The following is a 16,422-nucleotide window of genomic DNA, read 5'->3' as shown; positions in this document are numbered from 1 at the left end:
CACGACGTGGTCCCTCATGGGCGACGCAAGTGTACCTTGGCCGTGCTTAAAACGTTTTTCGCGGAGTCCCGGGTACGCGCCTGGGGGAGCGGGGCCCGCGTGTGCTCCGTGTTGCTGTTGGAATGCCTCAGGGGCGATGTTGTTGTCATTGTCGTCGAGGTGGTGCCATGTGCTGGAGTGCGACGGCCGATCTGGTCGCGGGAACGGGGATCGCCTGCGTCGGCGCGGCCTGTGTCGCGCGGGTGCGCCGGATCGGTGATCTGCCGCTCGCCGCGCTGCCCTTGCTGCTCGGCGCCCACCAGCTGATCGAGGCCCGGGTCTGGCACCTCGGCGGCGGCACCGGCCCGGCCACCGTCGCCTGGGCCGTGATCGCCCTGCCCCTGCTGGCGGTGTGGGTGCCGGTGGCGGTCCTGTGCGCGGCACCCCGCCGGGCCCTCGCCCGGCTGACGATCCCTTTGGCGGCCGGTCTCGCCACGGCCGCCGTGCTCTCCCACAGCCTCGCCACCCGGACCGTACGGGCCGAGATCCGCGGCCACACCGTCGGCTACGGCCTCGGCCTGTCACACGGCGAACTCCTCCTCGCGGGCTACCTCCTCGCCACGGTCGGCGCGCTGCTGCTGTCCGGCGACCGCCGGCTGTGCGCGTTCGGCGTCCTCGCCGGGGCCGGTGCCTCGGTGTGCTTCGTGCTGTGGCGGACGGAGTTCGTCTCCACGTGGTGCGCGGTCGCGGCGGTGTGCTCGCTGACGGTGTGGGGGTGGGTCCGGCGGCGATCGGAGCGGGCGGCTGATCGCGGCGCCGCGGTGTGACCGGTGCCGCCGTCGCTGGAGCGCGCTACTGGTGCGCTCCAGCGCGAGTACGATGATCCCTACCCATATGTCATGTCGGAGCCGGTCGGCGGAGGGTCTCACACGTGGATGCATCGGGCAGGCAGCGGCCCACGATGGCGGACGTCGCCGAGAAGGCGGGCGTCTCGCGGGCGCTCGTCTCGATCGTGTTCCGGAATCAGCCGGGGGCGAGCGAGGAGACCCGGCAGCGGGTGCTGAGGGTCGCCGACGAGATCGGCTACCGGCCCGACAGCGCGGCCCGGCTCCTGGCACGCGGCCGCAGCCGCACGCTCGGCGTGATGTTCAACCTGGAGCAGACCTTCCACACCAACCTCATCGAGGGCATCTACCCCGAGGCCGAGCACCTCGGCTATGAGGTCCTGCTGTCCGGCGCCACGCCCGCCCGCAGCGAGGAGAAGGCCGTGGAGGCGCTGCTCAGCCACCGCTGCGAGGCTGTCATCCTGCTCGGCTCCTTCGCCGAGCCCGCCTTCCTCGACGAGCTCGGGCAGCGCGTGGTCACCGTGTCCGTGAGCCGCCGGGTGCCGAAGGCCCGGGTGGACTTCGTGCACAGCGCGGAGGGCAAGGGCGTCCGGCAGGCCATGGACCATCTCGTCGAGCTGGGCCACCGGCGGATCGTGCACATCGACGGCGGCCGCGGCCCCGGTTCGGTCGACCGGCGCCGCTCCTACCGGGCGGCGATGCGGCGGCACGGGCTTGAGGCCGAGGCGCGGGTCATCCCCGGCGAGCACGACGAGCGGGCCGGCATCGAGGCGGGCCGTCTGCTGGTGGCGGAGCGCGATCAGGGCTTGCCGCTGCCGACCGCGGTTCTCGCGGGCAACGACCGGTGCGCCATGGGCCTGTTGATGGCGCTGACGCGGGCCGGCGTGGAGGTTCCGCGGGACATGTCCGTCGTCGGCTACGACGACAGCCACCTCTCCCATCTGATGCCGATCGGGCTGACGACCGTACGCCAGGACGCCGTGCTGATGGCGGAGCACGCCGTGCGGTTCGCCGTGGAGCGGCTGGAGAAGCCGGAGTCGGAGCCGCGGGAGGCGGTGCTGGATCCCCAGCTGGTGGTGCGGGGGACCAGCGGTCCGGCCCCGGAAACGGCGGCCTGAGCGGCGTACGGCCGATTCCGGGGCGACCGCCGGGCCTGGGCGGTGGCCGGGCGGAGTGGCGCCGGGAGTCGGCTACTCGCTGATGTTCACCATCCACGGGATGCCGAAGCGGTCCGTGCACATGCCGAACACATCGCCCCACATCTGTTTCTCCAGGGGGACGGAGACCGAGCCGCCCGCGGAGAGCTTCTCCCAGTAGCCGCGCAGATCGTCGGCGTCGTCGCCGCTCAGGGACACGGTGATGTTGTTCCCGGGGGTGCTCGGCATACCGGGAGGGGCATCGGCGCCCATGAGGGTGAAGCCGCCGGTCGTCTCCAGCATGCCGTGCATGATCTTGTCGGCCTCGGGAGCGTCGGCGTCGCCGTAGGCGCCGTAGGTGTTGAGTTCGAGCGTGCCGCCGAAGACCTCCTTGTAGAACTCCATCGCCTGCCGGGCGTCACCGCCGAAGCTGATGTACGGATTGAGTCGAGAGCCCATGAAAACCTCCCTGAAAGGGACAGAAACCCGGTTGTGCGGAGATTAGCCCCGGGCACTGACAACGGCACTCCGACTGTGCGGGGCGGGCCCGAGGTGCGAGGCTGGAGGGGAGACATCCGCCGAGGGGACTCGGAGGGCGCGATGGGACGTGATGTGCCGGCCCTGGTGTTCACACGCGAGGACCGTCGACGCTACCGGGACAAGATGCACACCTGCCTCGACGTGCTGGCGCAGATGCTGCGCGAGTCGGGGTTCGAGAGCGAGCGTCCCCAGGTCGGGCTGGAGATCGAGCTCAATCTGGTGGACGAGGGCGGGCTCCCGGCGATGCGGAACACCGAGGTGCTCCAGGCCATCGCCGATCCCGCCTGGTCGACCGAGCTGGGGCGCTTCAACCTGGAGATCAACATCCCGCCCCGGGAGCTGATGGCCGGCGGCCCCGGCGCCTGGGAGCAGGAGATCCGGGACGCGCTCAACCACGCCGAGGAACGCGCCGCGGCCGTGGGCGCGCATCTCATCATGGTCGGGATCCTGCCGACGCTGGCGGAGTCGGACGTCGGCGAGCACGCCCTGTCCGGCGATCCGCGCTACCGGCTGCTGAACGAGCAGATCTTCGCGGCGCGCGGCGAGGACCTGCGGATCCGGGTGGACGGGGTGGAGCGGCTGGCGATGTACGCCGACGCCATCACCCCCGAGGCCGCCTGCACCAGCACCCAGTTCCATCTCCAGGTCGCGCCCAAGGAGTTCGCCGACTACTGGAACGCCGCCCAGGCCGTCACCGGCGTACAGATCGCCCTCGCGGCCAACTCACCCTTCCTCTTCGGCAGGGAACTGTGGCGCGAGACCCGTATCCCGCTGTTCGAGCAGGCCACCGACACCCGCCCCGAGGAGATCAAGGCCCAGGGGGTACGGCCCCGGGTGTGGTTCGGGGAGCGGTGGATCACCAGCGTCTTCGACCTCTTCGAGGAGAACGTGCGCTACTACCCGGCGCTGCTGCCCCTGTGCGACGAGGAGGACCCGCAGGCCACCCTCGACGCCGGCGGGGTTCCCCAACTGGGCGAACTGACCCTGCACAACGGCACGATCTACCGCTGGAACCGGCCCGTCTACGCCGTCACCGACAGCGGTCCGCATCTGCGCATCGAGAACCGGGTCCTGCCCGCCGGACCCACCGTGGCCGACATCATCGCCAACGGCGCCTTCTACTACGGCCTCACCCGCGCCCTGGTCGACGAGGACCGGCCGGTGTGGACCCGGATGTCCTTCGCCGTCGCCGAGGAGAACCTGCACGCCGCCGCCCGTGACGGCATCGACGCCCGTCTGTACTGGCCCGGCGTGGGTGAAGTCCCGGTCACGGAACTGGTGTTGCGGCGGCTGCTGCCCCTGGCCCACCGGGGCCTGGAGCTGGCCGGCATGGACGCGGAGTGGCGCGAACCCCTGCTCGGCATCATCGAGCAGCGCTGTGTCACCGCCCGCAACGGCGCCGTGTGGCAGGCGGAGACGGTGCACCACCTGGAGAAGGCCGGGGTCTCGGAGCGCGGGGAGGCGCTGCGGCGGATGACCATGGCCTACATGGACTACATGCATCTCAACGCCGCCGCACACACCTGGCCCGTGGACTGAGACCGGTCAGCCCCGCCATTCCCGTGCGGTCGTCAGCGGTACGGCGGCGGGCACCTCCGTCGACGTCGTCAGTTCGATGCGGCGGCCCTCGGCCGAGGAGCGCAGGAGGGCGGTCATCGTCTCCAGGAGGTGCAGGGCGAGTTCACCGCCTGCGCGCGGTGCCCGCCCGCCGTCGGCGGCGACGAAGTCGAGGAGGCCGACGCCGCGCGAGCCCTCGACGTATCCGGCCGACGGCGGGAGCGTGCGCCACTGGGGATCGCCCAGCCCGAAGAGCCTTACCTCGCCGTCGAATTGATTGGGATCCGGGACCGTGAGGGTGCCGGTCTCGCCGTGCACCTCGATCGGTGCCGCCGTCGTGGTCACGCCGTCGAAGCTGGTGGTGAGCGTGGTCAGGGTGCCGCCCACATGCTCAAGGACTCCGGAGACATGGCTGTCCACCTCGACGGGGATCCGCTCGCCCGCGCGCGGGCCGGAGCCGATGACCCGCTCGGTGCGCAGCCGGCTGGACGCCCCGGTCACGGCGCGCACCGGACCCAGCAGATGGACGAGCGAGGCCAGGTAGTACGGGCCCATGTCGAACAGCGGTCCGCCGCCGGGGGTGTAGTAGAAGTCCGGGTGGGGGTGCCAGCGTTCGTGCCCGGCGGTGACCATCACGGCCGAGGCGAACAAGGGGCGCCCGATGCGGCCCGCTTCCACCGCCGCCCGCGCGGTCTGGATCCCGGTGCCCAGAACCGTGTCCGGCGCGCACCCTACGCCCACGCCTGCCTTCGCCGCGGCCTCCAACACGGCGTGCGCGTCGGCGAGTTCGGCCGTCAGGGGCTTCTCCCCGTAGACGTGCTTGCCGTGCGCGATCGCGCCGAGGGCGATCTCGGCGTGCGCCGCGGGGACGGTGAGGTTGAGGACGGTGTCCACGTCGGGGCTGCTCAGCAACTCCTCGACGGACAGCGCCCGGACGCCGGGGAACTCGGCGGCGACCGCGGCCGACCGGGAGGCGTCGAGGTCGGCGACCGCGGTGACGCGTACCGAGGGACGGCCGATGAGTGTGTCGAGGTACGCGCGGGAGATGACCCCGAGCCCTACGACGCCGATGCGGTGCGCGTCGCCCACAGCATGCCCCTCTCGATCACGGTACGGACGTTGGGGTTCTCCAGGACGTCGAGGCTGTGCCCCGGCGTCGTCACCACGATCCGTCCGGCGCCCCACTGCCGGGTCCAGACCGCCGGTGCGGTGACCGGCCGGTGCCAGGGGTGCCAACTCCGGGTGGGATGGGTGGTGGTGGCGAGTACGTCGATCAGGTCGTCGTGCAGCACCCAGTACTGCTCGGTCGTGAGCTCGAAGTCCTCGATGCCCTCCGTGATGGGGTGTTTGCGGCCCAGCTCGGTGAACTCGATGGTGTGCGGCAGGAAGTTGTCCGCCTCGCCGCCCTGGCGCTCGCACGGCTCCTTGCCCGGGTGGGTGGCGAACTGGCCGCCCACCAGGTGGAGATAGTCGGAGGAGGCGCGGAAGGAGTCGGCGATCCCGCCGTGCCAGCCGGTGAACCCGGTGCCCGCGACGACCGCCGCGCTCAGCCCCGCCAGCTGCTCGGGGCCGATCTCCGACATCGTCACGCACTGCACGACGAGATCGGTGCCGGCCATCTCGGCACGGTCGGCGTAGACCTCGGTCGACTCCTCGATACGGACGGCGTATCCGTTCTCGCGGAGGAAGGGCACGAACAGCTCCGTCGCCTCGACCGGCCGGTGCCCCTCCCATCCGCCGCGGACCACCAGGGCCTTCTTCTGCGTCATCCCGTTCCTTTGCCCGACGCCGTTGAACAGCTCCTCACTATGCGCCAGCCACCCGGGTTTCCGAAAGAGTTGGTTGATTTCTCGAAACTTTCGAAGGTCACGGCCCTGGTCTGCACCAAGCTATTGACATGTCCATCTCTCACTTCTTAAATCACGCAGTGAACTAAGTCCCCGCCGCCCCCCACCAGAACCGGAGATGACGTGCTCCGACTCCCCAGACCAGCCATCGCCTTCGTCACCGCGGCCACCGTCGCCTCGGTGCTCACCGTCCTCCAGCCCACCGAGGCGGCCGCCGCCCTCCCCACCAGCTGGGCCACGGTGGTCAACACCGGCAGCGGAAAGTGCCTGGACGCCCGCTCGGCCGCGACCGTCAACGGCACCGCGGTGCAGCAGTACACCTGCAACGGCACCACCGCCCAGCAGTGGAGTTTCACCTCGACCAGCGACGGTTATGTGCGGATCAACAACCGCAACGACGCCGCGCAGGTCGTGGACGTCAGCGATGTGTCGACCGCGGACAACGCGGCCGTGCACCTGTGGACGTACGGCGGCGGCACCAACCAGCAGTGGCAGGCCGTCGACGAGGGCGGCGGCGCGTACCACTTCGTCAACCGCAACAGCGGCAAGTGCCTGGACGTCCCGTCCGCCTCGACGGCCGACAGTGTCCAGCTGGTGCAGTACACCTGCAACGGCACGGCCGCCCAGCGCTTCCAGGTCGCCCCGGTGAGCACCGCCCCCGGGGACGTCGACCTCGGCCCGAACGTCGTCGTCTTCGACCCGTCGATGCCGTCGGCCACCATCCAGAGCCGCCTGAACCAGATCTTCCAGCAGCAGGAGACCAACCAGTTCGGCTCCCAGCGCTACGCCGTCATGTTCAAGCCCGGCACCTACAGCAACGACGTCAACGTCGGCTTCTACACGCAGGTCCTGGGCCTCGGCCAGTCACCCGACTCGGTCACCATCAACGGCGCCGTGCACGTGGAGGCCGACTGGTTCCCGCCGCAGAACGCGACCCAGAACTTCTGGCGCGGGGCCGAGAACCTCTCGGTCAACCCCACGGGCGGCACCGACCGTTGGGCCGTCTCGCAGGCCTCCGGCTACCGGCGGATGCATGTCCGCGGCGACCTGGAGCTGAGCGACGGCGGCTGGTCGAGCGGCGGGTTCATGGCCGACACCAAGATCGACGGCCAGGTCCGCTCCGGCAGCCAGCAACAGTGGCTGACCCGCAACTCCCAGCTCGGCAGCTGGTCCGGGTCCAACTGGAACATGGTCTTCGTCGGCAGCCAGGGCGTGCCCGGCAACAGCTTCCCCAACCCGCCCTACACGACGGTGAACCAGACCCCGACGGTCCGCGAGAAGCCTTTCCTGTACGTCGACTCCGCGGGCGCCTACAAGGTGTTCGTCCCGTCCGTGCGGACCAACTCCTCGGCCACCACCTGGGCCAACGGCACCGCGGCGGGCACCTCGCTCGGCATCGACCAGTTCTACGTCGTGAAGCCGGGCGCCACCGCCGCCCAGATCAACGCCGCCCTGGCCGCGGGCAAGAACCTCCTGGTCACCCCGGGTGTCTACCACCTCGACCAGACCCTGCGCGTGACCCGCGCCGACACCGTCGTCCTCGGACTCGGCCTCGCCACCTTCATCCCCGACAACGGCATCACCGCCATGAGCGTCGCCGACGTCGACGGAGTGAAACTCGCGGGCGTCCTCTTCGACGCCGGCACCACCAACTCGCAGACCCTCGTGGAACTCGGCCCGGCCGGCGCCGCCGCCGACCACGCGGCCAACCCGAGCTCCCTGCACGACGTGTACTTCCGCGTCGGCGGAGCGGCCGTGGGCAAGGCGACCACCAGCCTCGTCGTCAACAGCGACGACGTCATCGGCGACCACATGTGGATCTGGCGCGGCGACCACGGCAGTGGCATCGGCTGGAACACCAACACCGCCGACACCGGGCTCGTGGTGAACGGCGACGACGTGACGATGTACGGCCTGTTCGTCGAGCACTACCAGAAGCACCAGACCATCTGGAACGGCAACGGCGGCCGCACGTACTTCTACCAGAACGAGATGCCCTACGACCCGCCCAACCAGGCCGCCTGGATGAACGGCTCCACCCAGGGCTACGCCGCGTACAAGGTCGCGAACTCGGTCACCAGCCACCAGGCCTACGGACTCGGCAGCTACTGCTATTTCAACGTCGACCCGAGCGTCACCGCCGAGCACGCCTTCGAGGTGCCCAACACCCCGAACGTGCGCTTCCAGAACATGGTGACCGTCTCCCTCGGCGGCACCGGCACCATCCGGCACGTCATCAACGACCGGGGAGGCCCGTCCAACTCCTCGACCAATGTGGCGAACCTGGTGAACTACCCGTAGGGCAAAGGGGTGCGCTGTACCGGCCTCAGCCCCGGTAACCCCGCAGCTTCCGGTACAGCGTGGCCCGGCCGATCCCCAGGGCCATCGCCGCACGGGCCTTGTTGCCGCCGTGCAGGCGCAGGGCCTCCAGGATCGCGGTGCGCTCCGCCCGTTCCATCGGGGTCAGCGGGCGGGGCGCGGGTCCCTCGCGTACGGGGTCGGGCAGTTCGGTACGCCGGACCGGCCCCGTCGCCCGCCGATGCTCGGCCAAGGCCCTTACCAGATGGGCGAGTTCGGTGACGTTCCCCGGCCATGGATGCTGCTCAAGGGCGCGCAGCGCGTCCAGCGTCCAGGTCAGCGGCGGCTGTCCCGGCGGCGGACCGGGGCTCAGGGCCGTGAGCAACACCCGTATGTCGTCCGGGCGTTCCCGCAGGGCCGGGAGTGTCACCGAGCGGGCCGCCAGGGTGTCCAGGAGCCGTTGCAGACACGGGCCCGGAGTGGCTCCGGGGGTGTAGGTGGCCAGCAGGGGGACACCGGGACGCGTGTCGAGCAGCGAGTTCAGGGTCGCGGTGTCGGACGGGGTGAGGCGTTCGGCGTGCCGGATCAGGAGCGGGCGGCCGTTCAGCAACGCGTCGAGCTCGGGGCCGAGTTCGGACTCCGCCGCGTCCGTGATCAGCGGGTCCGAGGCCAGCTCCCGGGCTAGGGAGGTCTTCCCGGTGCCCCGCTCGCCCACCAGCAGCAGCGGCTCGGCCGACCCGGCCAACTCCAGCGCCCGGCCGACCGCGTGCCGCCAGGGCACCGACCGTCCGGCCAGCCCTACACCGGTTCGCGGCATCGAGGCCACCGGCGTCCGCTCCACAGGCTCCACCGGCTCCAGCACGGCGACGGCGCCGACGACCGAGCCCAGACGGTGCACGGGGATGAGGGTGGCGGCCCGCCCCGGGCCCTCCGGCAGCCTTACCGGCGTCTGAGTCCCCGCCCGCATCATCGCGACGGCTCGCCGCTCCAGCGCCGCCAGCTCCTCCGGCGACAGCCAGCGCCCGGCGGTCTCGCTCACCAGCCGGTTGCGGCCGTCCAGCGCCACGACCGCCCGTCCGTGCTCCCCGGCCGCCCGCAGATAGGCGTCCAGCAGCACGCGCTCCACCGTCCGCGACCGCGCGAGGAGTTCCGCCTCCACGGCCGTCGCCGCGGCCTCGGCGAGCGGGGCCCCCGGATGCGGACCGCACTCGGCGCACAGCCCCGAGGACACGGTCACCGTGCCCAGCGGCTGCCCGGTCTCCGGCGACCGCACCGGCACGCTGACCGCCGAGATGTCCTGCCACAGGTCGAGGAAGTGCTCGGGCCCGTGCACCTCGGCGCGGCGCCGGGTGTGCAGTGCGAGGGCCGCGCTGTTGTGCCCGACCGCCTGTTCGGAGAGGTCGTGGTGGAGGTGGGCCGGAATGGATCCGGTGGCCCACAGGACGCGCGGCCGGTCATCGGTGAGGAGGAGCGTGCTCTGTCCGCCGCCGAGCGTGGGGGCGATGCGCTCCAGCACGGGCCGGGCCGCGGCGAGGAGAGGCGACTCGGGCGGTGAGACGGCGGGGGCCGATTCCCGTACGTCGTGTCGTACGCCGAAGAACCGGGCACGCTTCCAGGCGGCGACAACGTCCTCCGGCACCCCGTCCGGGAGCCGGTGCCCCCGCAGGAACAGCTCGCGGGCCTGGCGCAGCGAGGTGAGGGTGGGGCGGGTGATGGGGCGCTCTGCGGTGGTCATGGCACCACTCACCCTACGGGGAACGGTTGAATGCGCAACAACCACCGGGTCTGTCTCTTATTGAGACACCCGTGTTCCGACTTCCGGACTCATGATCTTGAACAGTCGGTGCCTTTTCTCATTCCCTGGAGCGTCCCCCGTGCACACCGTCGAGCCCGATGTCGTGACCGACGTACTGATCGTCGGCAGTGGTCCCGCGGGCGCCGCAGCCGCGCTCGCCCTGAGCACCTACGGCGTACCCAACATCGTCGTCACCCGCTACGCGAGCCTCGCCGACACCCCCAGGGCGCACATCACCAACCAGCGCACCATGGAGGTGCTGCGTGACCTCGGCGTCGAGGACGAGGTCGTCGCGAAGGCGACCCCGCAGCACCTCATGGGCAACACGACCTTCTGCACCAGCCTCGCCGGCGAGGAGCTCGGCCGGGTCCGCTCCTGGGGCAACGACCCGCTCGTCCAGGCGGCGCACGAACTCGCCAGCCCGACCCGCATGTGCGACATGCCCCAGCACCTCATGGAGCCGGTGCTCATCGACGCGGCGGTCGCGCGCGGGACGAACCTGCGCTTCAGCACCGTCTACAAGTCCTTCGTCCAGGACGCCTTCGGGGTCACCGTCACGGTCGAGGACCGGCTGCGCGGCGACGAGTACACCATCCGCGCCAAGTACCTGATCGGCGCCGACGGCGGCCGCAGCCAGGTCGCCGAGGACGCCGGGCTGCCGATGGGCGGCCAGATGGGCGTGGCCGGCAGCATCAACATCGTCTTCGACGCGGACCTGAGCAAGTACACCGCCCACCGCCCCTCCACCCTGTACTGGGTGCTCGCCCCCGGCGCCACCGTCGGCGGCATCGGCGCGGGCCTGGTGCGCTGCGTCCGGCCCTGGAACGAGTGGCTCATCGTGTGGGGCTACGACGTCACCGCGGGCGCCCCCGACCTGACCACCGAATACGCCGAGTCGATCGTCCGCCAGCTGGTCGGCGACGACGACATCCCGGTGACCATCAAGTCGTCCTCCGCCTGGACCGTCAACGAGATGTACGCCGAGACCTACTCCAACGGCCGCGTCTTCTGCGCCGGCGACGCCACGCACCGCCACCCGCCGTCCAACGGCCTCGGCTCCAACACCTCCATCCAGGACTCCTACAACCTGGCCTGGAAGCTCAAGCTCGTCCTCGACGGCGCCGCCTCCCCGAAGCTCCTCGACACCTACACCGCCGAACGCGCCCCGATCGGCCGGCAGATCGTCACCCGCGCCAACAAGTCCATCGGCGAGACCGCCCCCATCTTCGAGGCCCTCGACGGCCTCTCCCCGCAGACCCCCGAGCAGCTGTGGGCCAACATCGCCGCCCGCAAGGACGCCACCGAGGCGGCCGAGAAGCAGCGGGCACGCCTGCGCGAGGCCATCGCCTTCAAGACGTACGAGTTCAACGCGCACGGCGTCGACCTCAACCAGCGCTACACCTCCGAGGCGATCGTCCCCGACGGCACCGACGACCCCGGCTTCGACCGCGACCCCGAACTCCATCACCAGCCCACCACCCGCCCCGGCGCCAAACTCCCGCACGCCTGGATCACCTCCGGCACCCGGACCCTCTCCACCCTCGACACCGTCGGACAGGGCCGCTTCACGCTCATCACCGGCATCGGTGGCACCGACTGGCTGCGCGCGGCCGAGGCACAGGACCTGGAGATCGCCGGCGTCGTCATCGGACCCGGGCAGGAGTACGACGACCCGTACGGTGACTGGGCGCGGCTGAGCGAGATCGCCGACGGGGGAGCGCTCCTCGTTCGGCCCGACGGGTACGTCGCCTTCCGGCACGCGACCACGGCCGCCTCCGGGGCGGACGCCGAGCGCGTCCTGACCGAGGCCGTGCGGCGGATCCTCGGGCACGCCTGATGACCGCCGAGCACACCGAGGCCGTCGTCGCCGCCTTCGAGAAGACCGCCGACCCCCGCCTCCGCGAACTCCTCGCCGCCCTCACCCGTCATCTGCACGCCTTCGTCCGCGAGACCGAGCCGACCATGGCGGAGTGGGAGAAGGCCGTCGACTTCCTGACGGCCACCGGGCAGACCTGCACGGACACCCGGCAGGAGTTCATCCTCCTGTCGGACGTGCTCGGCGTCTCGATGCTCGTCGAGACGATCAACAGCGCCGAGGGCGGCACCGAGAGCACGGTCCTGGGCCCCTTCCACATGACCGAGTCCCCGGTCCGTGAACTCGGCGCGAACATCGACCTGGTGGGCGGCGGCGAACCGTGCGTCGTCAGCGGGCGGGTGCTGTCGGCGGACGGCACCCCGCTGCCGGGTGCGGTCATCGACGTCTGGCAGGCCGACGGAAACGGCTTCTACGACGTCCAGCAGCCGGAGATCCAGCCCGCGGGCAACGGACGCGGGCTGTTCACGGCGGACGACGAGGGCCGCTTCCGGTTCCGCACCTGCGTGCCGAGCCCGTATCCCATCCCCACCGACGGCCCGGTCGGGGAACTGCTCCGGGCCACGGGCCGACACCCCTACCGCCCGGCCCACATCCACTTCATCGCCACGGCCGAGGGCCACGCGCCGCTCACCACGCACATCTTCGTGGCGGGCACCGACTACCTCGACTCGGACGCGGTGTTCGCGGTCAAGCACAGCCTCGTCCAGGACTTCACCGAGACCGACGACCCGTCCCTGGCACGGGAGTTCGGCATCCCGAACCCGTTCCGGCACGCACGCTTCGACCTCGTGCTCACCTCGGTGCGCTCGTGAGGGAGTTCGTGCACGAGGCGCAGCCCATGCGGGTCGTCCTGCGGCCCGGCGCCGCGCTGACCGCGGTCCCCGACGAGGCCGAACGGCTCGGGCTGCGCCGGGTGTTGGTGGTCTGCGGACCGCGTGGCGAGGAGGCGGCCCGAGGCGTCGCGGACGCGCTCGGCGCCGCCTGCGCGGGGCTGCACGCCGAGGCGCGGATGCACGTCCCCGTGGAGGTCGCCGAGCGGGCCGTCGAGGTGGCGCGGGACAGCGGGGCCGACGGCTGTGTGGCCGTGGGCGGCGGTTCCGCGATCGGGCTCGGCAAGGCGATCGCGCTGCGCACCGGGCTGCCGCTGCTCGCCGTGCCGTCGACGTACTCAGGCTCCGAGATGACCCCCGTGTGGGGCCTGACCGAGCGGGGCGCCAAGCGCACCGGCCGCGACCCGGCGGTCCTGCCGCGCGCGGTCGTCTACGACCCCGAGCTCACCCTGTCCCTGCCCGTGGCCCTCTCCGTGACCAGCGGTGTCAACGCGATCGCGCACGCGGCCGAGGCCCTCTACGCCCCGGACACCTCCCCGCTCGTGTCGCTGACGGCCGAGGAGGGCGTACGGGCCATGGCGGGCGCCCTGACCGCGCTCGCCGCCGCGCCCCGGGACCTGGACGCCCGCGGCCGGGCCCTCTACGGGGCCTGGCTGTGCGGTGCCGCGCTCGGCGCTACCACCATGGGCCTGCACCACAAGCTGTGCCATGTCCTCGGCGGCACCTTCGGCCTGCCGCACGCCGAGACCCACACCGTGGTCCTGCCGTACGCCCTCGCGTACAACGCGCCCGCCGCCCCCGAGGCCATGGCGGCGCTCGGCCGGGCCCTGGACGCGGACGACGTCCCCGGGGCGGTGCGGGACCTCGCCGCCGGCGCCGGTGTGCCGCGCTCGCTGGCCGAACTCGGCCTGGCCGAGGCCGATCTGGCGGTGGCGGCACGCATGGCGGTCGGACAGGCCTACCCCAATCCCAGGGAGATCACTGAGGAGGGTGTGCTCGACGTGCTCAGAGCCGCGTACGAGGGCGACCGGCCCCAGCTGAACTCCACGATCGAAAGGTGATTTCCATGCCCCTCGGACTGCTCCGGCGGCGACTGAGGAATGCCTCCGGAGGCGCCGCGGGCCTCGCGCTGCCGGTCCCGGCCGGCGCGGGTGTCGTGTGCCGCGAGGTGCTGGACCCGGTGAACCAGCCGCTCGGCGGTGCCGATGTGACGGTGACGGAACTCCGCGGCCACCAGGTCGTGGCACGCGGCACCACGGATCCGTACGGGCTGTTCACGGCGGCGCTGCCGCCGGGCAGTTACAGCGTGATGATCGTGGCCGAGGGCCTTGAGCCGCACCGCGAGACCGTCGACGTCGTCGCCGACGCTGGACTGCTCTCGCAGCGCGTCTGGCTCCAGCCCGCCCGGCAGGCCGAACTCCCGGTCCCCGGCACCTGGCTCTTCGACCCGCCGCACACCGCGATCCGGTTCATCGCCAAGCACGTCGGCATGGCCCATGTGCACGGCCGCTTCGAACGTTTCGAGGGCGGCATCCAGGTCACCCAGGACATCGCCGACTCCCGTGTCCACGTCCGCATCGACGCGTCGAGCATCACCACCGGCAACAACACCCGGGACGCCCATCTGCGGTCCGCGGACTTCCTCGACGTCGAGCACTTCCCGTACATCGACTTCCGCAGCACCCGCTTCGCCTACCGGGGCGGCAGCAAGTGGTCGCTGCTGGGCACCCTCACCATGCACGGCGTGAGCCGTTCCGTGTCGCTGGACACGACCTACCTCGGCATGGTCAACGGCGGCTACGGCGAGGAGCTTCGGTGCGCCGCGCTCGCGAAGGCGGAACTCCATCGCGAGGACTACACCCTCAACTGGCGGTCCATGCTGGCCCGGGGGATCGCGGTGGTCGGTCCCACGGTCCAACTGGAGCTGGACGTACAGGCGATGTACCGCACACATGACACACCGACGCCTCCCGAGTAGTTCACGCGACGTCGGCGGGCGGCACACCCTGCGCACAAATTCTTCACATGGGCGACGGTAAGAAGTTGTCCAAAACTGAAGCATTGGGCGTAGGGTCCGATCATGCACGGCCCGAACAACCGAAATTCCTCCCCCCGCCTCGCTGATCTGGCGCAACTCGTCCGTCTCCCCGCCGCGTTGAGCGTGCCCGGTGACGTTCTGGCAGGCGCCGTCGCGAGCGCCGGGGCACCTCGCCCCCGCGTCCTCGGCACGATGGCCTCGTCCGTCGCCCTCTACTGGGCCGGAATGGCGCTCAACGACTACGCGGACGCCACCGTCGACGCGGTGGAGCGGCCCCAACGCCCCATACCCTCCGGGCGAGTCGCCCGCCGCACCGCGCTGGCCACCGCCTGCGGTCTGACCGCCGCCGGACTGGGCCTCGCCGCCCTGACCGGCGGCCGGCGCGCACTCGGCGTGACCCTGCCCCTGACCGGACTGATCTGGGCGTACGACCTCGGCCTCAAGTCCACCCCCGCCGGCCCCGCCGCGATGGCGGGCGCCCGGGCGCTCAACGTCCTCGCCGGCGCGGAACCCGGACGCAGGTCGGCCGCACTGCCTGCCGCTCTGCTGACCGGGGCGCACATCTACACGGTCACGGCGCTGAGCCGGCATGAGGTCTCGGGTGCGCCGCGCGAGGTGCCCGCCGCCACGCTGGCGGGCAGCACCGCGACCGCCGTGGCCGCCGCGGCACTCCCCGGTGTACGAGGGCGGGGCAGGGCGGCGCGCATCGGTGCTGCCGTCGGGGCGCTCGGATACCTCTCCTCGTACGGCACCGCCCAGGCACGTGCGGCACGTGAGCCGTCCGCGACCAACGTCCAGGACGCCGTCGGCACCGGCATCATGTCGCTCATGCCTCTCCAGGCGGCGCTCACCGCAGGGGGCGGGGGGACGGCCCTCGCCGGTGTACTGGCCGCGGCGCATCCGCTGGCGCGCAGACTGGCACGGAAGGTGTCGCCGACGTGAGCGCGATATCCGAGGACGCGCCCTCCGCTTCCCTCCGCTTCGGGTTCGGCACCAACGGCTTCGCCTGTCACCGTCTCGACGACGTGCTGACCGTCCTCGCCGACCTCGGATACGACTCCGTCGGACTCACCCTCGACCACGGCCACCTCGACCCGTACGCGCCCGACCTGCCCCGCCAAGTCGACCGTCTGGCACGGCGGTTGGACCGGCTCGGACTGGGCGTCATGGTGGAGACCGGGGCGCCGTACCTCCTGGATCCGTGGCAGAAGCACCACCCCACGTTGATGTCCGTCGCCGGTGCCGAGCGCCGTGTCGAGCTGCTGGGGCGGGCGGTGCGGATCGCGGCCGAACTGGGGGCCCCGGCCGTGCATCTGTGCAGTGGCCCGGCGCCTGAGGGGATGCCGGAGGACGAGGCCTGGAAGCGGCTGACCGCCGGCTGCGAAGAGGTGCTGGAGATCGCGCGCGAGCATGGTGTGGCGCTCGGGTTCGAGCCGGAGCCGTACATGTTCGTCGACACGGTGGAGCGCGTACTGGAACTGCGGCGCAGGCTCGGGGAGCCCGAACTGTTCGGTGTCACCCTCGACATCGGGCACGCCCACTGCGTCGAGGAGCTCCCGCTGCTCGACTGTGTCGCGCTCGCGGCACCGCATCTGGTGAACGTCCAGATCGAGGACATGCGGCGCGGCGTCCACGAGCACCTCGAACTCGGCGCGGGCGAGATCGACTTCCCGCCCGTCCT

At 71.4% G+C, this 16,422-nt stretch carries 14 protein-coding genes; 10 read left to right on the top strand and 4 right to left on the bottom strand.

The window, feature by feature from the left end:
* The first annotated feature begins 167 nt into the window (after window positions 1–167).
* Both ABZ928_RS28305 and ABZ928_RS28300 read left to right on the top strand, forming a co-directional pair.
* On the top strand, window positions 168–806 hold the full coding sequence (locus ABZ928_RS28305; protein WP_361524723.1) for a DUF6629 family protein: 639 nt from the start codon (window positions 168–170) through the stop codon (window positions 804–806).
* 134 nt (window positions 807–940) lie between these two features.
* Window positions 941–1,942: a LacI family DNA-binding transcriptional regulator gene (locus ABZ928_RS28300; protein WP_361525821.1), complete on the top strand. Its 1,002-nt coding sequence runs from the start codon at window positions 941–943 to the stop codon at window positions 1,940–1,942.
* Window positions 1,943–2,014: 72 nt separating this feature from the next.
* Here ABZ928_RS28300 and ABZ928_RS28295 read toward each other — a convergent pair whose 3' ends face one another.
* Complete coding sequence (locus ABZ928_RS28295; RefSeq protein ID WP_361524721.1) at window positions 2,015–2,419, bottom strand: VOC family protein; 405 nt, start codon at window positions 2,417–2,419, stop codon at window positions 2,015–2,017.
* 141 nt (window positions 2,420–2,560) lie between these two features.
* On the opposite strand from ABZ928_RS28295, the gene ABZ928_RS28290 reads away from it, so the two are divergent.
* A complete protein-coding gene (locus tag ABZ928_RS28290; protein ID WP_361524718.1) occupies window positions 2,561–4,039 on the top strand; it encodes a glutamate--cysteine ligase in 1,479 nt (492 codons plus the stop codon).
* Window positions 4,040–4,045: 6 nt separating this feature from the next.
* Here ABZ928_RS28290 and ABZ928_RS28285 read toward each other — a convergent pair whose 3' ends face one another.
* Window positions 4,046–5,146: a Gfo/Idh/MocA family oxidoreductase gene (locus ABZ928_RS28285; protein WP_361524715.1), complete on the bottom strand. Its 1,101-nt coding sequence runs from the start codon at window positions 5,144–5,146 to the stop codon at window positions 4,046–4,048.
* Window positions 5,116–5,826 carry a ThuA domain-containing protein gene (locus ABZ928_RS28280; protein WP_361524713.1) on the bottom strand — a complete coding sequence of 237 codons (711 nt, stop codon included), beginning with the start codon at window positions 5,824–5,826 and terminating at the stop codon, window positions 5,116–5,118. The genes ABZ928_RS28285 and ABZ928_RS28280 overlap by 31 nt, the downstream gene beginning before the upstream one ends.
* A gap of 258 nt (window positions 5,827–6,084) precedes the next feature.
* Between ABZ928_RS28280 and ABZ928_RS28275 the strand changes: the two genes are divergently transcribed.
* Window positions 6,085–8,205, top strand: coding sequence for an RICIN domain-containing protein (locus ABZ928_RS28275; RefSeq protein ID WP_361525818.1), 2,121 nt, complete (start codon window positions 6,085–6,087; stop codon window positions 8,203–8,205).
* A gap of 25 nt (window positions 8,206–8,230) precedes the next feature.
* Here the strand turns inward: ABZ928_RS28275 and ABZ928_RS28270 are convergent, their stop codons facing one another.
* Window positions 8,231–9,937 (bottom strand): helix-turn-helix domain-containing protein, encoded by a 1,707-nt coding sequence (locus ABZ928_RS28270; protein WP_361524710.1) that lies wholly within the window; start codon window positions 9,935–9,937, stop codon window positions 8,231–8,233.
* Between the two features lie 139 nt (window positions 9,938–10,076).
* Here ABZ928_RS28270 and ABZ928_RS28265 point away from each other — a divergent pair, with 139 nt between their 5' ends.
* The 6 genes from ABZ928_RS28265 to ABZ928_RS28240 form a co-directional block, all read left to right on the top strand.
* Complete coding sequence (locus tag ABZ928_RS28265) at window positions 10,077–11,834, top strand: FAD-dependent monooxygenase (protein ID WP_361524707.1); 1,758 nt, start codon at window positions 10,077–10,079, stop codon at window positions 11,832–11,834.
* A complete protein-coding gene (locus ABZ928_RS28260) occupies window positions 11,834–12,685 on the top strand; it encodes an intradiol ring-cleavage dioxygenase (RefSeq protein ID WP_361524704.1) in 852 nt (283 codons plus the stop codon). The genes ABZ928_RS28265 and ABZ928_RS28260 overlap by 1 nt, the downstream gene beginning before the upstream one ends.
* 26 nt (window positions 12,686–12,711) lie before the next feature.
* Entirely contained in the window at window positions 12,712–13,764 is a 1,053-nt protein-coding gene (locus ABZ928_RS28255) for a maleylacetate reductase (RefSeq protein WP_361525815.1), read from the top strand.
* Between the two features lie 5 nt (window positions 13,765–13,769).
* Complete coding sequence (locus tag ABZ928_RS28250; RefSeq protein ID WP_361524701.1) at window positions 13,770–14,681, top strand: YceI family protein; 912 nt, start codon at window positions 13,770–13,772, stop codon at window positions 14,679–14,681.
* A gap of 102 nt (window positions 14,682–14,783) precedes the next feature.
* The gene (locus ABZ928_RS28245) at window positions 14,784–15,683 is read left to right on the top strand and encodes an SCO3242 family prenyltransferase (protein ID WP_361524698.1); all 900 of its coding nucleotides are present in this window, start codon (window positions 14,784–14,786) and stop codon (window positions 15,681–15,683) included.
* Window positions 15,680–16,422, top strand: a 743-nt coding sequence (locus tag ABZ928_RS28240) for a sugar phosphate isomerase/epimerase family protein (RefSeq protein ID WP_361524695.1), incomplete at its 3' end; no start/stop codon positions are given. The genes ABZ928_RS28245 and ABZ928_RS28240, both read left to right, overlap by 4 nt.

It is taken from the genome of Streptomyces sp. NPDC046909, assembly GCF_040644695.1.
Lineage (GTDB): Bacteria > Actinomycetota > Actinomycetes > Streptomycetales > Streptomycetaceae > Streptomyces.
Note: the sequence above shows the minus strand (reverse complement) of the source record. Positions and strands in the feature narration are given on the sequence as shown.